The sequence below is a fragment of the Dermatophilaceae bacterium Sec6.4 genome (genome assembly GCA_039636865.1).
Taxonomy (GTDB): Bacteria; Actinomycetota; Actinomycetes; order Actinomycetales; family Dermatophilaceae; genus Allobranchiibius.
Genome location: CP144172.1, coordinates 1762479 through 1778990, shown reverse-complemented (window position 1 = coordinate 1778990; position 16512 = coordinate 1762479). Strand labels below are relative to the sequence as shown.

21 protein-coding genes are annotated in these 16512 nt (G+C 64.0%); 8 read left to right on the top strand and 13 right to left on the bottom strand.

Annotation, left to right across the window (positions count from 1 at the left end; all coding sequences use genetic code 11):
- Positions 1 to 6: 6 nt before the first annotated feature.
- Together V3G39_08635 and V3G39_08630 are read right to left on the bottom strand one after the other, a co-directional pair.
- Entirely contained in the window at positions 7 to 285 is a 279-nt protein-coding gene (locus V3G39_08635) for a hypothetical protein (protein XAS78084.1), read from the bottom strand.
- Positions 286 to 1062 (bottom strand): alpha/beta fold hydrolase, encoded by a 777-nt coding sequence (locus V3G39_08630; GenBank protein ID XAS78083.1) that lies wholly within the window; start codon positions 1060 to 1062, stop codon positions 286 to 288.
- Positions 1063 to 1208: 146 nt separating this feature from the next.
- Here V3G39_08630 and V3G39_08625 point away from each other — a divergent pair, with 146 nt between their 5' ends.
- The 4 genes from V3G39_08625 (at position 1209) to V3G39_08610 (ending at position 2862) form a co-directional block, all read left to right on the top strand.
- A complete protein-coding gene (locus tag V3G39_08625; GenBank protein XAS78082.1) occupies positions 1209 to 1664 on the top strand; it encodes a GNAT family N-acetyltransferase in 456 nt (151 codons plus the stop codon).
- A gap of 82 nt (positions 1665 to 1746) precedes the next feature.
- Positions 1747 to 1971 carry an antitoxin MazE family protein gene (locus tag V3G39_08620; protein ID XAS78081.1) on the top strand — a complete coding sequence of 75 codons (225 nt, stop codon included), beginning with the start codon at positions 1747 to 1749 and terminating at the stop codon, positions 1969 to 1971.
- Positions 1968 to 2297, top strand: a complete 330-nt coding sequence (locus tag V3G39_08615) for a type II toxin-antitoxin system PemK/MazF family toxin (GenBank protein ID XAS78080.1) — start codon at positions 1968 to 1970, stop codon at positions 2295 to 2297. Before V3G39_08620 ends, V3G39_08615 begins: the two co-directional genes overlap by 4 nt.
- Before the next feature lie 349 nt (positions 2298 to 2646).
- Complete coding sequence (locus V3G39_08610; GenBank protein ID XAS78079.1) at positions 2647 to 2862, top strand: hypothetical protein; 216 nt, start codon at positions 2647 to 2649, stop codon at positions 2860 to 2862.
- 147 nt (positions 2863 to 3009) lie between these two features.
- Here V3G39_08610 and pyrE read toward each other — a convergent pair whose 3' ends face one another.
- On the bottom strand, positions 3010 to 3546 hold the full coding sequence (gene pyrE, locus V3G39_08605; GenBank protein ID XAS78078.1) for an orotate phosphoribosyltransferase: 537 nt from the start codon (positions 3544 to 3546) through the stop codon (positions 3010 to 3012).
- 149 nt (positions 3547 to 3695) lie between these two features.
- Here pyrE and V3G39_08600 point away from each other — a divergent pair, with 149 nt between their 5' ends.
- Both V3G39_08600 and V3G39_08595 read left to right on the top strand, forming a co-directional pair.
- Positions 3696 to 4154 (top strand): GNAT family N-acetyltransferase, encoded by a 459-nt coding sequence (locus tag V3G39_08600; GenBank protein XAS78077.1) that lies wholly within the window; start codon positions 3696 to 3698, stop codon positions 4152 to 4154.
- Positions 4155 to 4288: 134 nt separating this feature from the next.
- Complete coding sequence (locus V3G39_08595; GenBank protein XAS78076.1) at positions 4289 to 4777, top strand: hypothetical protein; 489 nt, start codon at positions 4289 to 4291, stop codon at positions 4775 to 4777.
- A gap of 673 nt (positions 4778 to 5450) precedes the next feature.
- On the opposite strand, the gene V3G39_08590 is transcribed toward V3G39_08595, so the two are convergent.
- A complete protein-coding gene (locus tag V3G39_08590) occupies positions 5451 to 6374 on the bottom strand; it encodes a 2-dehydropantoate 2-reductase N-terminal domain-containing protein (protein ID XAS78075.1) in 924 nt (307 codons plus the stop codon).
- Positions 6375 to 7182: 808 nt separating this feature from the next.
- On the opposite strand from V3G39_08590, the gene V3G39_08585 reads away from it, so the two are divergent.
- A complete protein-coding gene (locus V3G39_08585) occupies positions 7183 to 7776 on the top strand; it encodes an isoprenylcysteine carboxylmethyltransferase family protein (protein XAS78074.1) in 594 nt (197 codons plus the stop codon).
- 29 nt (positions 7777 to 7805) lie between these two features.
- On the opposite strand, the gene V3G39_08580 is transcribed toward V3G39_08585, so the two are convergent.
- Positions 7806 to 8087, bottom strand: coding sequence for a hypothetical protein (locus V3G39_08580; protein XAS78073.1), 282 nt, complete (start codon positions 8085 to 8087; stop codon positions 7806 to 7808).
- 331 nt (positions 8088 to 8418) lie between these two features.
- Here V3G39_08580 and V3G39_08575 point away from each other — a divergent pair, with 331 nt between their 5' ends.
- Positions 8419 to 9303 carry an alpha/beta hydrolase gene (locus tag V3G39_08575; protein XAS78072.1) on the top strand — a complete coding sequence of 295 codons (885 nt, stop codon included), beginning with the start codon at positions 8419 to 8421 and terminating at the stop codon, positions 9301 to 9303.
- 887 nt (positions 9304 to 10190) lie between these two features.
- Here V3G39_08575 and V3G39_08570 read toward each other — a convergent pair.
- From V3G39_08570 to V3G39_08535, 8 genes are all read right to left on the bottom strand, one after another.
- The gene (locus V3G39_08570) at positions 10191 to 10655 is read right to left on the bottom strand and encodes a hypothetical protein (GenBank protein ID XAS78071.1); all 465 of its coding nucleotides are present in this window, start codon (positions 10653 to 10655) and stop codon (positions 10191 to 10193) included.
- A gap of 212 nt (positions 10656 to 10867) precedes the next feature.
- Positions 10868 to 11581, bottom strand: a complete 714-nt coding sequence (locus V3G39_08565) for an endonuclease/exonuclease/phosphatase family protein (protein ID XAS78070.1) — start codon at positions 11579 to 11581, stop codon at positions 10868 to 10870.
- The gene (locus V3G39_08560; GenBank protein ID XAS78207.1) at positions 11574 to 12608 is read right to left on the bottom strand and encodes an ROK family glucokinase; all 1035 of its coding nucleotides are present in this window, start codon (positions 12606 to 12608) and stop codon (positions 11574 to 11576) included. Before V3G39_08560 ends, V3G39_08565 begins: the two co-directional genes overlap by 8 nt.
- Positions 12609 to 12640: 32 nt before the next feature.
- Positions 12641 to 13591, bottom strand: coding sequence for an ROK family glucokinase (locus V3G39_08555; protein ID XAS78069.1), 951 nt, complete (start codon positions 13589 to 13591; stop codon positions 12641 to 12643).
- Complete coding sequence (locus V3G39_08550) at positions 13591 to 14151, bottom strand: hypothetical protein (GenBank protein ID XAS78068.1); 561 nt, start codon at positions 14149 to 14151, stop codon at positions 13591 to 13593. Before V3G39_08550 ends, V3G39_08555 begins: the two co-directional genes overlap by 1 nt.
- Positions 14138 to 15163, bottom strand: a complete 1026-nt coding sequence (locus V3G39_08545) for a hypothetical protein (protein XAS78067.1) — start codon at positions 15161 to 15163, stop codon at positions 14138 to 14140. Before V3G39_08545 ends, V3G39_08550 begins: the two co-directional genes overlap by 14 nt.
- A complete protein-coding gene (locus V3G39_08540) occupies positions 15160 to 15603 on the bottom strand; it encodes an SRPBCC family protein (protein ID XAS78066.1) in 444 nt (147 codons plus the stop codon). Before V3G39_08540 ends, V3G39_08545 begins: the two co-directional genes overlap by 4 nt.
- Positions 15604 to 15659: 56 nt before the next feature.
- The gene (locus V3G39_08535) at positions 15660 to 16304 is read right to left on the bottom strand and encodes a hypothetical protein (protein ID XAS78065.1); all 645 of its coding nucleotides are present in this window, start codon (positions 16302 to 16304) and stop codon (positions 15660 to 15662) included.
- Between the last annotated feature and the right edge of the window lie 208 nt (positions 16305 to 16512).

Genomic DNA, 16512 nt, shown 5'->3' with positions numbered 1-16512 from the left:
GCTCTTCTACGCGGGAGCCTCTTCGGGACGGCTACCTGTGTTCGCCAGCTGGGGCAGGTGCTGCAGTAGGGCGGTGAGGAACCTTCCTGGTTCTGCGTACATGACCATGTACGCAGAGTGTTCGAACCACTCGATCGCCTTGTGGGGTGCGGTCAAGCCGTCCATCCAGGCAGGCACAAGGGCAGCTGGTGTCATCTGGTCGTGACGTCCAAGAAACTGCACCATCGGTATGGAGAACTGGGTGATCGCGGTGAGGTCGACTTCGGTGAGCTGGGGCACGATCATCTAGAAGCTGAGCAGGTTGCCCTCCTCGGCAGCGGACTGGTCCAGGCCCTGGTAATCCGGTGAGGTGACCTCGCCGTAAATGAAGTAGTCACAGTCGCTTCGACCTGCCGCGTACCCGCCGTAGGTGGTCACCCATCTGCGCTGGGTGATCAGCTTCTGCGCGTCCAGAGGCCCTTCCCCCGGGTAGGGCATCAGTGATTGCAGTTCCTGGATAGCGTGCTCGTCGCGGTGGCGGTGGGCCTCTTGCAGGACCCAATCGAAGCTGGATTGCTCAGCGGCGCGGAAGTTCACGACCTGACCCACGCCAAGGTAGGCGGTGAACAGATCCGGTCGTGCCAGGACTGCCTTCGTCGCGATGACGGTGCCCCAGCTGTGGCCGGCAAGTAGGACTTGGTCGACGCCGAGTTTGCGGCAGAGCCATTCGGTCAGATGCACCGCATCGTGTACGTAGTCCTTGATGCGCATCGCGGCGCGCACCGTGTCGAGGTCGGTCAGCGCGTGGCTGCGGCCCGCGGCGCGTTGGTCGTAGTGCACGATCGTGAAGAAATCTTCAATTGGCCGCTGCCACATCCACGCTGTCGGGGCTAGCGGAGTGCCTGGCCCGACGTGGACGAAGAGTAGAACAGGGTTGCTGCGGTCGGCGCCACGGATCGTCACAACCTGCGGGATCCCACCCAGTTCCACCGTGACGGTTTCCTCGATCGCACCAGGTGTCGACAGCTTCAGGAAGCTCTGGATCACGTCACCGCACGAGAGTGCGCCTTCGCCGTCTGCCATCACACGATCGTCCGAAACTGCCCGGGTAGCGATCCCGTTACGGCGACAGCCCGGTGGTGCGTGGCGTATGCGCCTTGGTGCCGTAGATAGAGTTCCTGGGTGCCGGATAGCGATTGCCAAGTGAATCTGGTGAGGTGGATCGCGCCGTGCTTGAGCGGCTCGTTGAAGTTGCGTCCACCGACGCTTCGGCTGATGAAGTGACACCACCGTTGACCGCCTGCGCAGCGTGGACACCCACCCGGATCGCGTGGCTTCGAGCCTTTCACGTTGACCGGCGCGCTGGTCTGGATGGCCCCGCTGGTGAAATCACCTGGGCAGTCACTCTCGATCAGCAGGTTGTTGGCTCGGATCGTCTGCAACGCACCCAGCAGTCCGGTGAGTTGGAGACCGGCGCGTGGCTGACGCGTAGCAGCCGCGGTCGCGGCGTCGGTCGGGCCGCGATGGAAGCGGCCCTGCACGAGGCCGCCGCGCTGGGGTTCACCTCCGTGAGTGCACAAACCACCGCGAGCAACGCCTGCGCGCTAGGGGTTTTGGAACATCTCCGCTTCGACCTCACGCAGTCGGATGATGAGGGTGGCATCCACGCTCGCCTCGCCATCTGACACCCGGCTTTTGTCCGCAGCTGAATCGTCCTACAAACGCTGAGGCGTTGTCGTTCGAACCCGTTACATGTAACATTGCGGTATGGCTGGAACGCGAGATCGGGTACGCGCGCATCGTCAGCGTCTGCGTGAACAAGGCCTACGGCCTGTTCAGATCTGGGTGCCCGATGTCCGGGCTCCTGAGTTTGTCGCGCAAGCACACCTGCAGTCCACTGCCATCGCCGCCAGCGAGCACGAAGCGGCTGACCAGGCGTTCGTCGACGCGATATCGGTCGATTGGGACGCCGAGGCGGAGTTCGACAAGTGAGGCGAGGCGACCTTTATACCGCCGCTGCCCGCGGCGCCTATACCGGCAAGCCGAGGCCCGTGGTCATCGTCCAGGATGATCGGTTTGACGGGACCGCTTCGGTGACGGTATGCCCGCTGACAACGAACTCGCTGGAAGCTCCACTGCTCCGGATTTCCGTGGAACCGACTCGGACAGCTGGGATCGATCGGCCAAGCCACATCATGGTCGACAAGGTCACGACAATGCCACGAGCGAACGTGCATGATCGCCTCGGTCACCTGCCCGATGCTGATCTGGTGCGGTTGGACCGCGCCCTCTTGGTCTTCCTCGGACTCGCCGACTAGACCCGGCCGGCCTGGCAGGCCTGTTGCGCTACTCAACGATCGGCCCAGCACCTGGATCCATCGGGCTCTAGTAGCGCCGCAGCGCAGGTCAGCACGTCCGTCACATCTGATGGATGTCAGCTCGCGAGGCGTGTCGCACGCCGATCGTTCATCGGTGACGTTCTGCCGACATCGCGATGACGAGTGCGAAGATCGCGTGCAAAGACGTGCGGGGGGCATGTAAAGCTGTCGCCATGAGGCTGTTGAATGTGCAGCAAGCTGTGGCTGGCAAGCGGGTTCTCTCTGCTGGTCAAGTCCAAGACGCCAGCGATGTCCTTTCCCCACCCTTCGCGCACGCCATCATGTGCTGATGCCTCGCCACCCTGGCGTGATTAACAGCTTCGTCGGACCTGGTCTAAATCACTGCCTGGTTGACTTCTTCGGGCTTGAGGAGGAGCCGATCAGCTTTGCTGTTGGCCACGACCACGATCAGGACGGGTTTTACTGGGGGCTGATTGACCCAACTGAAGATGAGTGGAAAATCGCAGCAGCAACGGGTTGGTGGACGGATGCTCCCCTCGCCTGATGGGCCCAAAAACGAGCCAAGTTTGTCGGCAAGTGGTCAGGGACAAATCGGCGATGCAGCGTGAGTGGAGATTCACGCCCGCGCTGGTGCCGTCCCGGTCAGCCATCGGCTACTGAACACCGGCGCGTGGTTACCGCGTGGGCGGTTCTACCCGCCGGCTATCCGCGCATCGTCTAGGTCGGCCCTGGTGAGCACCGCGCGTGTCTGCACCCCGACGTCCGTCAGCGGACCCTCACTGTCGCCGCTTCGATCGATGGCGCACACCACGGTTTCTACGGTCGCGCCCTGTTCGCGTAGGGCAAGTGTCGCGGCCCGGACAGCACCACCGGTAGTGATGACGTCCTCGATGAGCGTGACGTGAACCTGGTCGACATCGGCGCCTTCGGCCAGGCGGCAGGTGCCGTACTCCTTGGCTTTCTTGCGTACGAAGATCACCGGTAGACCCGTCAACGAGCTGACCATCGTCGCGATCGGGACCCCACCGAGCTCCAGGCCACCCAACAACATGGTGTCGTGCGGCAGCAACGGCACCATCGCCTCGGTCACCCGCCGCAGCAGCGCCGGGCGGGACTCGAACAGATACTTGTCGAAATACTCCGTCGCGACCTGCCCGGAACGAAGAGTGAACGACCCTGTCAGCCGACAGGCCTGTTCAATGTCGCGCGCGAGCTCGAAGTCATCCATGGCTGCGAGCATCTCACCGCCCGGCCGGAGGCAAGGCTCGCACTCCCACAAGTCCGAACCCGTCTGCGGACGGCGATCGCCTTGTGGCACGAGACGGGCCTGGGTATGCAGTTGTTGGACAACTCATGCGATCCGGCAAGGTGATGTAGGTGATTGACCTGGAAACCGTCACCAACTCCAACTGGCGCGAAGGGCTCGGCGTGAGCGCTGCCCCGCACCAGGCACGGTTCGTCGCTGGTTACCAGCCGGTCCTGCTCGTGATCCTGGCAAAGTCGGCCGTACAAGCCGGCGACATGGACTGGTGGCCGTTCCTGATACGAGACGGCGGGCACGTCGTCGGGGTGGTGGCTGTTACTGATGAACGATCACGAAACGGATCGCTGGGAATCTTTCACCTACTGATCGATCACAACCACCAAGGACACGGCTACGGCCGAGCAGCGCTGCAGCACCTGATCGAACTTGGGCAGCGTGATCAGCGGTGCCGTGCGCTGCGTTTGACCGTCAACCCGGACAACGCACCCGCGATCGCGCTCTACGAACGTGCGCACTTCACGGTGACGGGAACTAACGACCTTGGCGAGATACAGATGATTCTTCCGCTGTGAGCGACCAGCCGAACTTGCCCTGCTTCTTTAGACGATCCTGAATCGGGGCGCGTGCCGTGATTATGCGGCCCGTTGAATCTAGTGATCTCGTGCGAGGCTGGGGACATGTTTCAGGGTCTGTCGGCGGTGCAGGAGTGAAAACCACGATCGGCAGGGTCGAGGTTGAACAGTCCACGTTCTACATCGAACTGGCTGACGATGAGGATGCGGAGATGTACGACACCGAGTCACTCATGATGTGTACGCCGTTGTTGTCGGGTCCTGGATTCGTGGTGTCGTGCGGGCGGCAGCGTGGGTTAGTGACCATCACGGTGCATGGTCTTGATGGGCCGCCGGAGCCGGTGGGTGATCTTGGGGAGTGGACGATCTGTGAGGAGTTCTCCGTCGAGATGCATGGTTCGGTGATCAATGTTGATGCGGTGATGGGTAACTCGGGGCTCGGTGGGGCATCGTTGTTTGAGGCGTCGGGGTGGACCCGGTTTCGGGTGTTCGCGCGTGGCCGCGACTTTCGTGAGCTGACCTCAACCGATGAGAGTGAACAGTTCATGATGCAGATCTGGTCTGAGACGCAGAGTCGGCCGCGTTTGGGCTACGGGAGCGACGAGAACATCAGCTACGGATAGAACACTCCTCTTCCTGGAGTTCTCAAGGCCAGCCGGGTGGACCAGCAGCCGCTCCCGTCCGTCCCAGTCATCGATCGTGATGCGGGACTCGTCAAGTTGTCGGGGATCCACCCGTAGGTCGTCGGCCTGGCTGCTGTTCTTGAACCCTTCAGAACAAGGCTGACAGGTCTGACGTGCGGCTCCGACACCTTCGCCTCACTAGCTGCAGCTGCACCTGGTCGAAGAGGTTCGGCACGGGGCTTGGTTATGTGTGTTTGTTGGATTCAGCCGGGTGGTGCTGTACCAACCGCAGGACCGCATAGCTGACGATGCCGACAACGGCTGCGACCCCAATCTGCTCCCAAAACGCATGAAACCCAAAGGCCCCCAAGACGGGAACGGCCAGCACGTACATGACCGTGTAAATCACGAGACTCGTTCCAATGCCCCGGGTCTTGAACAAACGTCGCACATCGACATCTTGCCCGACACTGTCGCTTGTGGGTTCGTCTGCGACTCGGCGCCGGGCGGTATGCAGGCACGTCGGTGCCGTAAGAGTTGATCGTTGACTCCCGGCAGGAACCGTGGCGATCTTTCCCGCACGAGTGCTCCGTGCGGGACGCCGGGTGCGGTGGACGCGTCCGTAACGGGATCTGCCTACGGGGGTCGTGAACAGGATCGGTCCCGGTACGTGTCAGGTGCGGATATCCAGTAGCTGGTCGAGGTCAGGTGTTGCGCGACCGGTAGCTCGGACGGAAACAAGCAGCTGCTGCGCGAGGGTCTGCATTTCTTCTCGAGCTGCCCGACTGTGGGCCCCGAACCAAAGTTCTCCGCGGGGACTGGCAAGCACGCGACGCCAATAGGCGATGACCAAGAAGTTAGGCAGGCGGTACAGAACCCGCAGGTTCGATGGAATCTCGGTGTTGCCGGCGGACTGCAGTGCGTTGAACGCCTGCCGGGTGCCGTTCACCATCAGTCGCATCGTGGGCCGGTCGGCGGCCAGCCTGGGCGGATCGACACCTACACGGTAGAGGGCGAAGGCGATCGGTACGACGAAGGCAGCGTGTCCCACCAGCCAGGCGTCGATGTCGGCGCTGGTCTGCATGGGGAAGCCAGCGCTCTCGAGGGTGTCTCGAAGGAGTCGAGCCCGCGAACTCGTCGCGCCACTCGGCTCGCCCAGCATCGTCTTCTGCTGCGCGATCAGAACGTACTTGATGATCGGGCCGTCTCGGGTCCCGCCGACCGCGGGGAAACCGAAGAAGGCGCGCTCTCCAAGAGCGTCCACCAGCTCGGCCTGACGGTTGGCGGTGTTGCCGAAGAACAGCACGTCTGAACGGTCCGTCATCGCGGTCAAGAAAGGGAGCGTGTCACCAAGTTGCTCGGCGCGCACGGGTACAAGCGTTAGATCAAAGTGATCATCAGGATCTGGTCGGCTGACCGCAACGACCGGCGTCGTCTTACGTTCTCCGGATTCGGCGTCCTGCACGATCAAACCGTGCTCCCGAAGCTCTTCCAGTCGGCTGCCACGAGCCATCAGAACGACCTCGTGTCCGGCCTCCATTAACCGGTTCGCATAGACACTGCCGATCACGCCAGCACCGAGCACAAGAATCCACACGCTGCCAGCACCTCCTCAGGTTCTCCTGTCAGTCCACTGTACGGAGCAGTTGCAGCCAACCACGCCCCCGCAGGAGAATCCCCGACCAGTGAGAACTGGTCTCCGCTGCAACTGAGCCGTTTGGCCTCACGGGGTGAACACGCGTAGTTACGTGTCGGGGCTGTTGACCTATCGAATATCGAGACAGGGGTTGAGCGGCAACCGAACGGTCGGTGACGCTCTGGGTCTGGCGAGCCGGTCTTATCGTCATTGGTCGTTCTGATGCGGGCAGAGAAGCATGGTCGCGCACTCCACCGCGGGGAGGACATGAAGGTGCGGCGCGGAACGGGCGTCACCTGCTTACAGAGTGACCGGGCGGGTCCGCCAATTGTTTGAGTTTGCGTCCACCCCCGGGCGAAGATAAGCCAGCGTTGCGTCGTATTTCATACTGTAAGTACCAGCTGGCTGCGCGGATATGAAGCTGGCGTGAACTAGCAGACAGCTGCGCATATTCAGCCTGCCCCTTGGGTCGGCCAAGCACCAGAGCATGTTCGGCCGGCTACGGAACTGCAGATGAAAATCTCGCTTGTGCACAACTCTGGTGTCCGCGAGGATCAGGTGGACGATGCCCCCATGCCCCAGCAGAACGACTAGCGCCACGGTAATCTCCGCGCGGGCTGCGGCAGCAGAGCCTCACAACGCTCAAGAAGCCTCAACGAACCATCGAGAGGACGATCCGTCCCGGTCGCCGATCGGCTTCCGGTTGTTGGCGGCACCTGTGACGGCCCGTTGAAGGTCGCTACCGACGAGGTGAAGGCAGACTTGCACGGTGACCCCGATCCCGTACACCCATGTGGGGGCGCGGATCGCGCTCTACGTGACCATCGGCGTCTTCGTGCTGCTGGAACAGCGGACGCGGCTTCGCAGCTTGCTGAACCGGCGCGGGTCACGCTCGGATCAGAGCAGCCTGCTTGTGGTGATCCCGTCGGTCGCCGTCGGCGTCGTCGCGGCGTTTCTCCTAGCCAGTGACACCCCAGGGGCCGCGATCAGACCTGCGAGATGGGGCGTGTTCGCCGTGGGCATAGTTCTGATGTGGGCCGGCATCGCTGTGCGCCAGTGGGCGATCACTCTGCTCGGCCGCTTCTTCACCGTCGACGTCCGGGTCCAAGCCGACCAGATGGTCATTGATCGCGGCCCGTACCGGTGGGTGCGCCATCCCTCCTACAGTGGCATGATCCTCACGTTCCTCGGCATGGGCTTGACGTTGGGCAACTGGCTCTCTCTATTCGTCCTCGCCGTCGTGCCCACAGGCGGTCTCATATTCCGCATTCACGTCGAAGAGCGGACGTTGCTCAACGCGCTCGGCGAGCCCTATCGCCACTATGCCGCCAGTCGCAACCGGTTGTTCCCCGGCCTCTGGTAGCTCCCTTCGTGCTCCGCGGCTTCGTGGTGCTACACGACGTGGAACTCGATGCGGTAGACGAGCGTCTTGTCCAGGATCGGGCCAGCGTGAGCGGCACGACTACGAAGCGTCTCCAGATCGCACTCACCTGCGCGGCGGACATCTTCCGATGTCACGGCGGAAAAGGGCAGCAGCTCAACGGAGTCGATCTCGATGACGACACCTGCGGTCGCGTATTGACCGCCGACCTTGACCTTCAAGCGGCTCCAAAGCCGGATCGAGACAGTGATCTCGCCCCCGGCCACAGCCTCGCGCAGCTCGCGACTAAACATCACCGTCCGACGCTACTGTGGGCGCCGTCCGTCGCGAACGAAGATCGCCCGGTAGCCGATCCGTCTACGGGCCCTCTTAAAACTATCTGGGTGCCGGGGCTGGTGCGGTCGATCATTGATGGCGGCACGGGCGACATCTGGAAGTGACAGACTCTCTACTCGGCCCGGGCGTCGCCACTCGTGTCCTGGGGGCGGTCGATTCAGTTGGGAAGAAGGGGTTGGTCTCGTATTCACAGCTGGCTAGCGAGATCGTGAGAGCGGATGCTCGACCGAAGTAAATGTCGCATGAGAAATGTGCGCACGCCGACGGCTACACAGGCAGAATCATCTGATGCCGGAGCGTTTTGCGGAAATCATCACCACTCCGGTAGGCGTGGTCGAGGTCGAGGTACATGGCGTTGGTGCGCCGGTCATTGTGGTCCACGGCAGCCCGGGTGGCGTGGACGCGGCACGGGCGATGAGCCGATTCCTCCCAGAAAATGCATTCAAGACCATCTGTGTCTCGCGCCCGGGGTATCTCGGGACCCCGCTGGACGCAACCGGCCGATCGATCGACCACGAATCGGACCTGCTCGCGGGGGTCCTTGACGCTGTTGGTGTTGAACGCGCCGGGGTGTTGGCCTGGTCAGGAGGGGGACCGTCCGCGTACCGCCTCGCGGTCCGGCACCCGGGGCGTGTGTCATCGGTTGTGTCCATCGCTGCACTGAGCTCGCGTTACATCGCACCTACATCAACCGCCGTGCAGCGATTCCTTTTCGGCACGTCAGCAGGCACGTGGTCGATGAGGTTTCTATCGCGGCGGTCGCCGGAGCAGTTCATCCGTGGGGCACTAGAAAGCGAGGGTTCGCTGAGCGTTGAGGAACTTCGTACTCTCACCCAGCAAGTGATGGCTGACCCACAGCAGCGCCAATTGGTTCTAGAGGTCGCGGCCACGGTCGGTACAGGCGGTCGCCGTCGCGCTGGTTGGCGCAACGATGTCGCGAACTTCGCACGTATCGACTCCCTAGACCTTGCCCGGGTGACGTGCCCTGTCTTGCTAGTGCATGGCGACACTGACACCGACGCGCTGCCCGCCTACAGCATTTCAGCCCACGACGAACTCCCCAACAGCACGCTCGTCATCATGGACCGGGGCACGCACTTAGCGTTCTACGCGCACCCAAGAGCGGCAGAGGTCCAGGAACAAGCGCGCAGATGGTTGTCCGACGGAGCCTGAGCTCTCGAAGATCAGACACTCGGACCAGCGCAGCCGCCGCCGTATCCCAATTTTATTCCGGTAGCGGAACGGCCACCGGCGACCGTAAGCAGCAATCGGCCTTCGAGCTCACATCAGCTGGACCGTCCCACTCGGGTGTTCTACGGAACACGACGCGGTGACCGCGTCCGCAAGCGGATCCTCATGCGGCTCGCCCGGTGTTCGGTTCAGAGTCTCGTGGAACGTTGCGTTGAGCGTCGCCGGGTCGAAATCAATCCGGCGCCACCCAGGGCAACAAATCCCAGGCCAATCGCGACGGAGAGCAGCTTTAGGGCTCCCGAGATGGCGTACACGACGCCGAGGACGACCATCAGAGCCCAGACCACATAGGACGCGCGCTTCGAATTCACAGACACCCCCGACTGGACACAGTCACCACCGCATCAGGCAACTGCTGAAGCGGTCCGTTGCTCGAAACCTGTTGGGAGTGCCGCGCCTTCGAACGAGCACCGGTCAGCGATCGCTGACCGGACAGGGCGTGTCGAGCACTGGCGCGGTCGGCATTTGCCCCACGGTTTAGCAGGGGGTTCAGACCCTTGGGTAGCTGCCACTGCTGGTCTTGGCGATGGTTCGGTGCTGTGGGTGGTGCCGGCCGTGGCTGGTGGTGGCGAGGCCGGAGGCGCCGAGCTGAGCATGACTATCGTGATGACTTTGGAGTTACGTGAGGCCCTCGAGCCGCTCACCGATGGTCGGTAGATCTCGTCCAGCAGACTGACCTTGGCCCTGGATCCCGGGCCGCGCAGGCGGCGAGTGGGTCGATACGTCGTCAACCAGTGCGGGGACTTCTTCGTCCCGTCGACGACCTGACTGACCTACGGGGTCTGCTGGTTTCTTGGCCGCTGCGGTGGTCAGCAGCGGGGGTGGCTCGTGCGGGTTGCCAGGTGGGTGATGGCGGTGATGAGCAGGATGGTTTCGGCCACGATGGCCACCAGGCCCAGCGGTTCGGCCCAGTTGCCGATGTCGTCGGTGATCTGTGGCAGGCCAACGGTGCGGGAGGCCAGGTATCCCAGCAGTGACAGCGTGCTGACGACCAGGGCGGCGATCCAGGTGGTGAGGGTGTCGCGGGTCAGGAGCAGTTGCATCAGCACCAGTCCGGCGATCGTGATCAGGACGAAACCGATCCCGATGTAGGGCGCTTCGGTGAGGTGCTTTTGGATGACGGGGATGTGAGAGACCGCCATCCCTGCGGCTGCGACCGCTGCCACCAGGCGCCATGGCGAGCGCTCGGCGCGATCATCCAGCAGTCCGGTGAGGCGGTCGGTCGCGGTGCGGGGCGCTGGTGCGGGGTGTGAAACGTCCGTAGCGGTGCTCATCGCGGGTACTCCTTCAACACCGAACACGATGCCCGGCTGCAGGGGGTATTCGTCGACATCAGCGATTCAGATTGATCAGCAATGCAAACGCGGACCGCATGGCGTCGGTGGTGAACAACAACAGCAGCAGACAACGATCCCGTTGCGGCGACGACCGGACAGAGTTGGTTCGAGGCACTACCGCTCCAGTGCAGACGACTTCTAAAACTGACCTACCTCGTGTGGATCGCTGGCGTACCCAGATCCAGATCCGCGTAGACCGGTCGGTGATCGGTGGCCCGCCGGAGATCTGCCGTATCCAGCTCGAGGTCAGGCACTACGCAACCCCAGTACGGCGTTGCCAGCAACCCGTCGATCGTCTTGCCCGGTGTGCCGGACGGGCTGGTCAGCACATCGCCCGTCACCTGGCACAACCGAGATTGCAGAGTGATCCAAGCCCCCTGCCCGTACGTCTCGTTCAGGTCTCCCCCGACGACGGCAGGACCTGAGTCACCGATCGCCCGCAATATCTGCGCGCTGTGTGCTTGCCGCTGGGAACTGCGCAAACTCAAATGGACGCTGACCGCGGTGAAGGGGACGTACCCGGGCAGCCGCAGCCGGGCGAGGGCGAACCCGCGAGGTTCCTCACGTCGCGCGACAGGCAGATTCTGATGGGAGCACGCCAGCACGTCCAGGCGCAGGCTGGTCAACAACGTCGTACTCATTCGACCCCGCCGACCATCGGACCAGGTCATGCCGACGTCCTGCGCAAAGGCCGCAACACGATGCCCTGAGCCGGGATGCCGCGGGGCCTCCTGCAGCAGCAGGACATCGGCAGCAATGCCACGTACTACGCGAACCAGCGCGTCTCGGTCGTCCCTGAGCGCCCGAACGTTGTACGCAGCCACCCGCACCACACCTGCCGGACGCGGGGACTGTTCATCCACTGCCATCTCCGACCGGCGGACGGGCGGTACGCCCGTCTCCCCCGCGAGCGAGATCGGCGGCACCGATAAATCCCGCATTGTTGCCGAGCGCGGCCTGGACGATCCGCGCTGCGGGACGATATCCGCGCCCCGTCAACGATCGCGCGAAGGCCGCCCGGGCCGGCCCGAGAAGCAGCTCTCCAGCCGCACTCACCCCGCCGCCGATGACGAACAGCCCTGGGTCGAAGGCATTGGCCAGGTTCGCCAGTCCCACCCCCAGCCAGGTACCTATATCGGCCAGCAGTTCCACCGCTGTCTGGTCAGCGCTGCGCGCCGCCTGCGTGATCATGCGTCCCGTCAGTGCCGTCGGGTCAGCTCCCACCATGTTCGCGAGGTCGGCGGCAATAGGGGCCCCCGCCGCGATCATCGACCGCGCCTCGCGAACCAGGGCATTGCCACTCGCGTACTGCTCCCAGCACCCCCGGTTACCGCACTCGCATCGATGCCCGCCGGGAACCATCTGCATATGCCCGAATTCGCCGGCGATGCCGAACTGACCCCGCTGGATGGCTCCGTCGGAGATGATCGCTCCGCCGATACCGGTACCCAGGTTGACCATGACCACGTGAGAAGCGCCGATCGCGGCGCCGAAACGCCACTCCGCCCAGCATGACGCGTTGGCATCGTTGTCGATAAATACCGGCATCGGCAGACGCTGGGCCAGAGCGTCTTTCAACGGCTCATGGCGCCAGGACAGGTGGGGTGCGAAGGCAATGGTCGACCGGTCCGCCGTGACGAAGCCCGCCGCGCCGACCCCCAAAGCGCAGGGCACACCGGGGGAAGCCACCGCGAGCAGTTCTTCGACCACATCGACGATGACGTCTTCGACCACCCGGGCCGACGTTGACCGGTGCGGGGTGTCCCGATGCGCTGTTGCCAACAACGACCCGTCGTGCGTCACGAGACCGGCCAGCACCTTGGTACCGCCGATGTCGACCCCGATAGCCAGGCTGCGCGGGTCCGTTCCGCGTGGTTGATCCGCACCCACTCCATCCCGCGGCAGGGAACACGGCGTGTCCGTCACTGGTCGACGGCGCTCAGGGCAAGCACCGCGGCCCCGATGACACCTGCATCGTTACCGAGCTCAGCCTGGACGAACTGCGCAATCGGTCGGTAGCCGCGTCCCGTCAGCGACCGGCCGAACGCCGCCCGCATCGGCTCGATCAACAACTCCCCCGCATCTGCGACACCACCGCCGATGACGAAACCCTCGGGATCCAGCAAGGCCGCCATCGAGGATGCCGCCTCACCGACACAGTTGCCGATCTGCGCCAACAGGTCGATGGAGGCCGCATCGCCCTCTACCGCGGCGCCTGTCACCATCGCGCCGGTGAGGCGATTCGCATCTCCGTGGCACAGTTGCGACAACCGGGCGCTGAACTGGGCGCCGCTGCGTACCAACTCCCGGGCTTCGCGGGTGAGCGCGGTTCCGCTGCCGTACGCCTCCAGACACCCGCGGTTGCCGCAACCGCAGAGCCGCCCACCAGGAACGACCACCATGTGCCCGATCTCACCGCCGATACCGAATGCTCCGCGCAGGAGACGACCGTCGTTGACGACACCACCACCGACTCCGGTGCCGACGGTAATCATCACCATGTCCTGCAGAGACCGCCCGGCCCCGTGCACGAATTCACCGTAGGCCGCCGCGTTGGCATCGTTCTCGATCACCACCGGCAATGTTGTGTGCCTGCAGATCCGCTCCTTGAGCGGCTCATCCCGCCAGGCCAGATTCGGGGAGAAGAGAACGGTTGTGCCCGCTTTGTCGATGTACCCGGCGCATGCCACGCCGACGGCGCAGACGTCGGGAGCACTCAACTCCTCGATCAGATCGACGATGGCCGCTGCGATCTCGTCAGGTGACTGGGCGGGGGTGGACCTCCTGGCACGAGCAACGATGACGCCGTCCTCGTCCACCCGCCCGGCCGCGATCTTGGTCCCACCGACGTCGATTCCGATGCTGAGCGTCATCAGCGGCCTTCCTCCAGATCTGTGATGTCGTCATGGACGGGGATTTCAATCCCCTGCGCCGGGCCTCGAGGGGCCCGCGCTGTGTCGGCTGTGTCGGCACGATCAGCGTTCTGCCTGTTCCCCGGACTCGACGGTTCTGCTGGCGACGGGTCCGCTCCGTGCGTGCCGCTGCGGTCGGCAGCGATAGCGTGCAGACTCCCGGCGACCATCGCGAGCACGTCAGCGAAACGCTCCAGCGTCTCCGGCCGGACCGTGTGCAGAAACTCCGCAGCTCGACATACCGGACACATCTTGCACACAAGATCGACAGCGGTTCCGCGACCACAACCGCACACCGGCGTAGCGTCGGTGGACGCCGCAGCTTCCGGTTTCGGCGCAGGTTCGTCGTCCACCGCATCAGATTCATCGGGGTCCTGGCCCGCTCGATCGCCGACCCAGACGCTGAACGCGTCCGCGAGACGTGCTGCTTCGGCGCCGAGGGCGTCCGTAACATCCTGCGCTGAATGTCCGGGCCCCGGTTTCGAAGACTGCCCCGCCGGTTCCCCGCTATCGCCTGTCACGGGTCTCATCTTGCCCCACTGGAGTAAAGCGGACCGTGAGCACGCCGTCGCCGACCCGCGCGTCCTGCGGTGCGCACCGACGCAACACTGTCGGCATCGTCATCACGCTTCGGTGACCCAACGCGTTGAGGACCAGGTCATCCAGGACCATCGAGAGCGACAGCTCACCCGGGCGGACGCCTGGTAGTGGCATCCGCCACACAAAGCTCTCACCTGCCCGTTCCCACGAGATGTCACCGTTCCGGCTGACCCGCGCATGCCGGTCCAGCTCATCGATGCTCACATCGGTGTCGACACCGGATACCCAACCGGCGACACCCGGAACCGCGTCGGGCTCGACGCTGAGCACGGCGGTCACGGGAGCAGCGTTGAGCCCAAGACCTACTACGAACCGGCGCGCTTTCGCCACGGGAGCCGTCCCCGCCACGACCACAGCCGCACTTCCCTGGCCCAGCAACAGTTCACCAGCAGCCGCGGCGTGCCGCCCGGCCTCCTGCACGGCGCGTGTCAGACCCGCACCGGGCCACCGGGCCCCCAACGCGCCGGCGAGCAACGGCCGTGACGCGCCAAGCCACCCACGTTGCGCCGGAGCCAACCGTTGCAGGATCCATGGCGCGGCACCTGCGAGGCGGACGAGGTCGACCCCGTCACGTCCGGCATCGATCACCACCGTCTCGTGGGGTCGGACGTTGGTCGCCAGATGACATAGCAGGCGCGCGCCGCTCGCCTCTGAGAGCAATCCCAGCTCTTGCGCCAACCGAGGATCCAGACCTACGAGATCGAGCAGCGGTCCGAGTGCAGGCGTTCGACCGGGCAGCTCCTGCGAACTGGACACCAAACGCAGGGAGCCGGTCGATTTCTTGATCATCGACGTGGCGTCCTCGACCGGATCCGCACCGATGAGCACGACCGGCCGACCGCGGGCTGCGTACCCGAGCGCGAGTCTCGCAGCAAAGGTGGAGGAACCTGCTCCGCCGGCTCCTGCCACCATCACGCATCGCGCGCTCGTCACTGTTCGCAGCGCTGTTTCAGTCCACGCAGCGCCTGATCGATGATGCTCTTCTCTGCCTTACGGCGCAGCACGGCGACCACGGGAATGTTGACGTCGACACTCAGCTCGTAGGTCACCTGCGTGCAATCGCGGTGATCGGCGAGCCGATAGCTGCCGTCCAGTGCGCGGATCACCGTGGAATCAACGAGTTTCCACGTCACCTCACCCGTTCCGTCCGCACGCACCGCCCAGTCGTAGGCCAGGACATATGTGTCGTGCAGGACCCCCGCGTCGAGTTCGAACCGGACGGTACGGGGCCACCCGTCTTCATCCTGAGTGAGCACCTCCGCGCGGACCACATTCTCGGCCCACTGCGGGTAACTGTCGAAGTCGGCAATCACGTCGAGCACCACCGCGGCCTCTGCGTCGATAGTGAGAGAGGAAGAAGTGCTCTGCGACATAGCCCAGACACTAACGGCCGCCGGTACTGCGTCTGCTACCGCGGTGCAGCAGCTGATCACCCCATCACCTTCCGCAGATAGGAGCTGTACGCGGTCTGAAGTTCTGCCGGTGCGGCCCCTGCGAAGCTCTTCGCAAATGCTCCCGGAGCCGCGCCGTCAACGGAGATGACAAACCGCTTCCACGCAGCGAGCCCGAAACGGGCGATGAGGAAGCTCATGTAGGCGTGCGCTTGCTGATACGCCGACTGGCGAGATGACCCGCTGAAGAGATCCTTCGTCGGCGGAAGGGAGGGAACATCACCGGAGTGCACCTGGGCACGCAGCGTGGGACAGGCGCGTGCGAGAGAAAGGCCCGCCCACCGGTAGGCGGTGTACTCGGCCGAACCCTCGACGATCCACGGTGGCAACCCGCGGCGCTGGGTCTGCTTCAACACGACGTGGGTCAGCTCGTGAGCCAGCACCACGCGACGACCCTGGGCCGTGAGCAGTTGAAGCGCTGTCTCGGAGAGAATCACCGTGCCCTCTGCAGTGGTGCTTGCTGCGAGGTCGTCGGTGCCGGGCGCGCCACCGCGCAGCGCAGCGAATTGGGCACCGGTGGTGGCAATCACGATCTGCACCGTTCCAAAAGCGGCAACCTGCTGTGGCCAGAGCTGCTCGACCCAGGCTCGGGCCTGGACAGCCTGCTCGAGAACGACGTCCAATGATGCTCCACTGACCGCACCATGTACCCGAACGCCGGGGCCACTCTTTGACAGCGCTCCAGCCGTCGCTGACCGTGTGTAAGAGGTATCAGGTCGCGGGCTGGAGTTCGATCCGGTTGGATCGCTGCTCTGACAGGCGGCCAGCGTCGGCACAGTCATCGCGACCACGGCTGTCAGAACTGCACGCCGTTGCCGTATATGGGCGGCC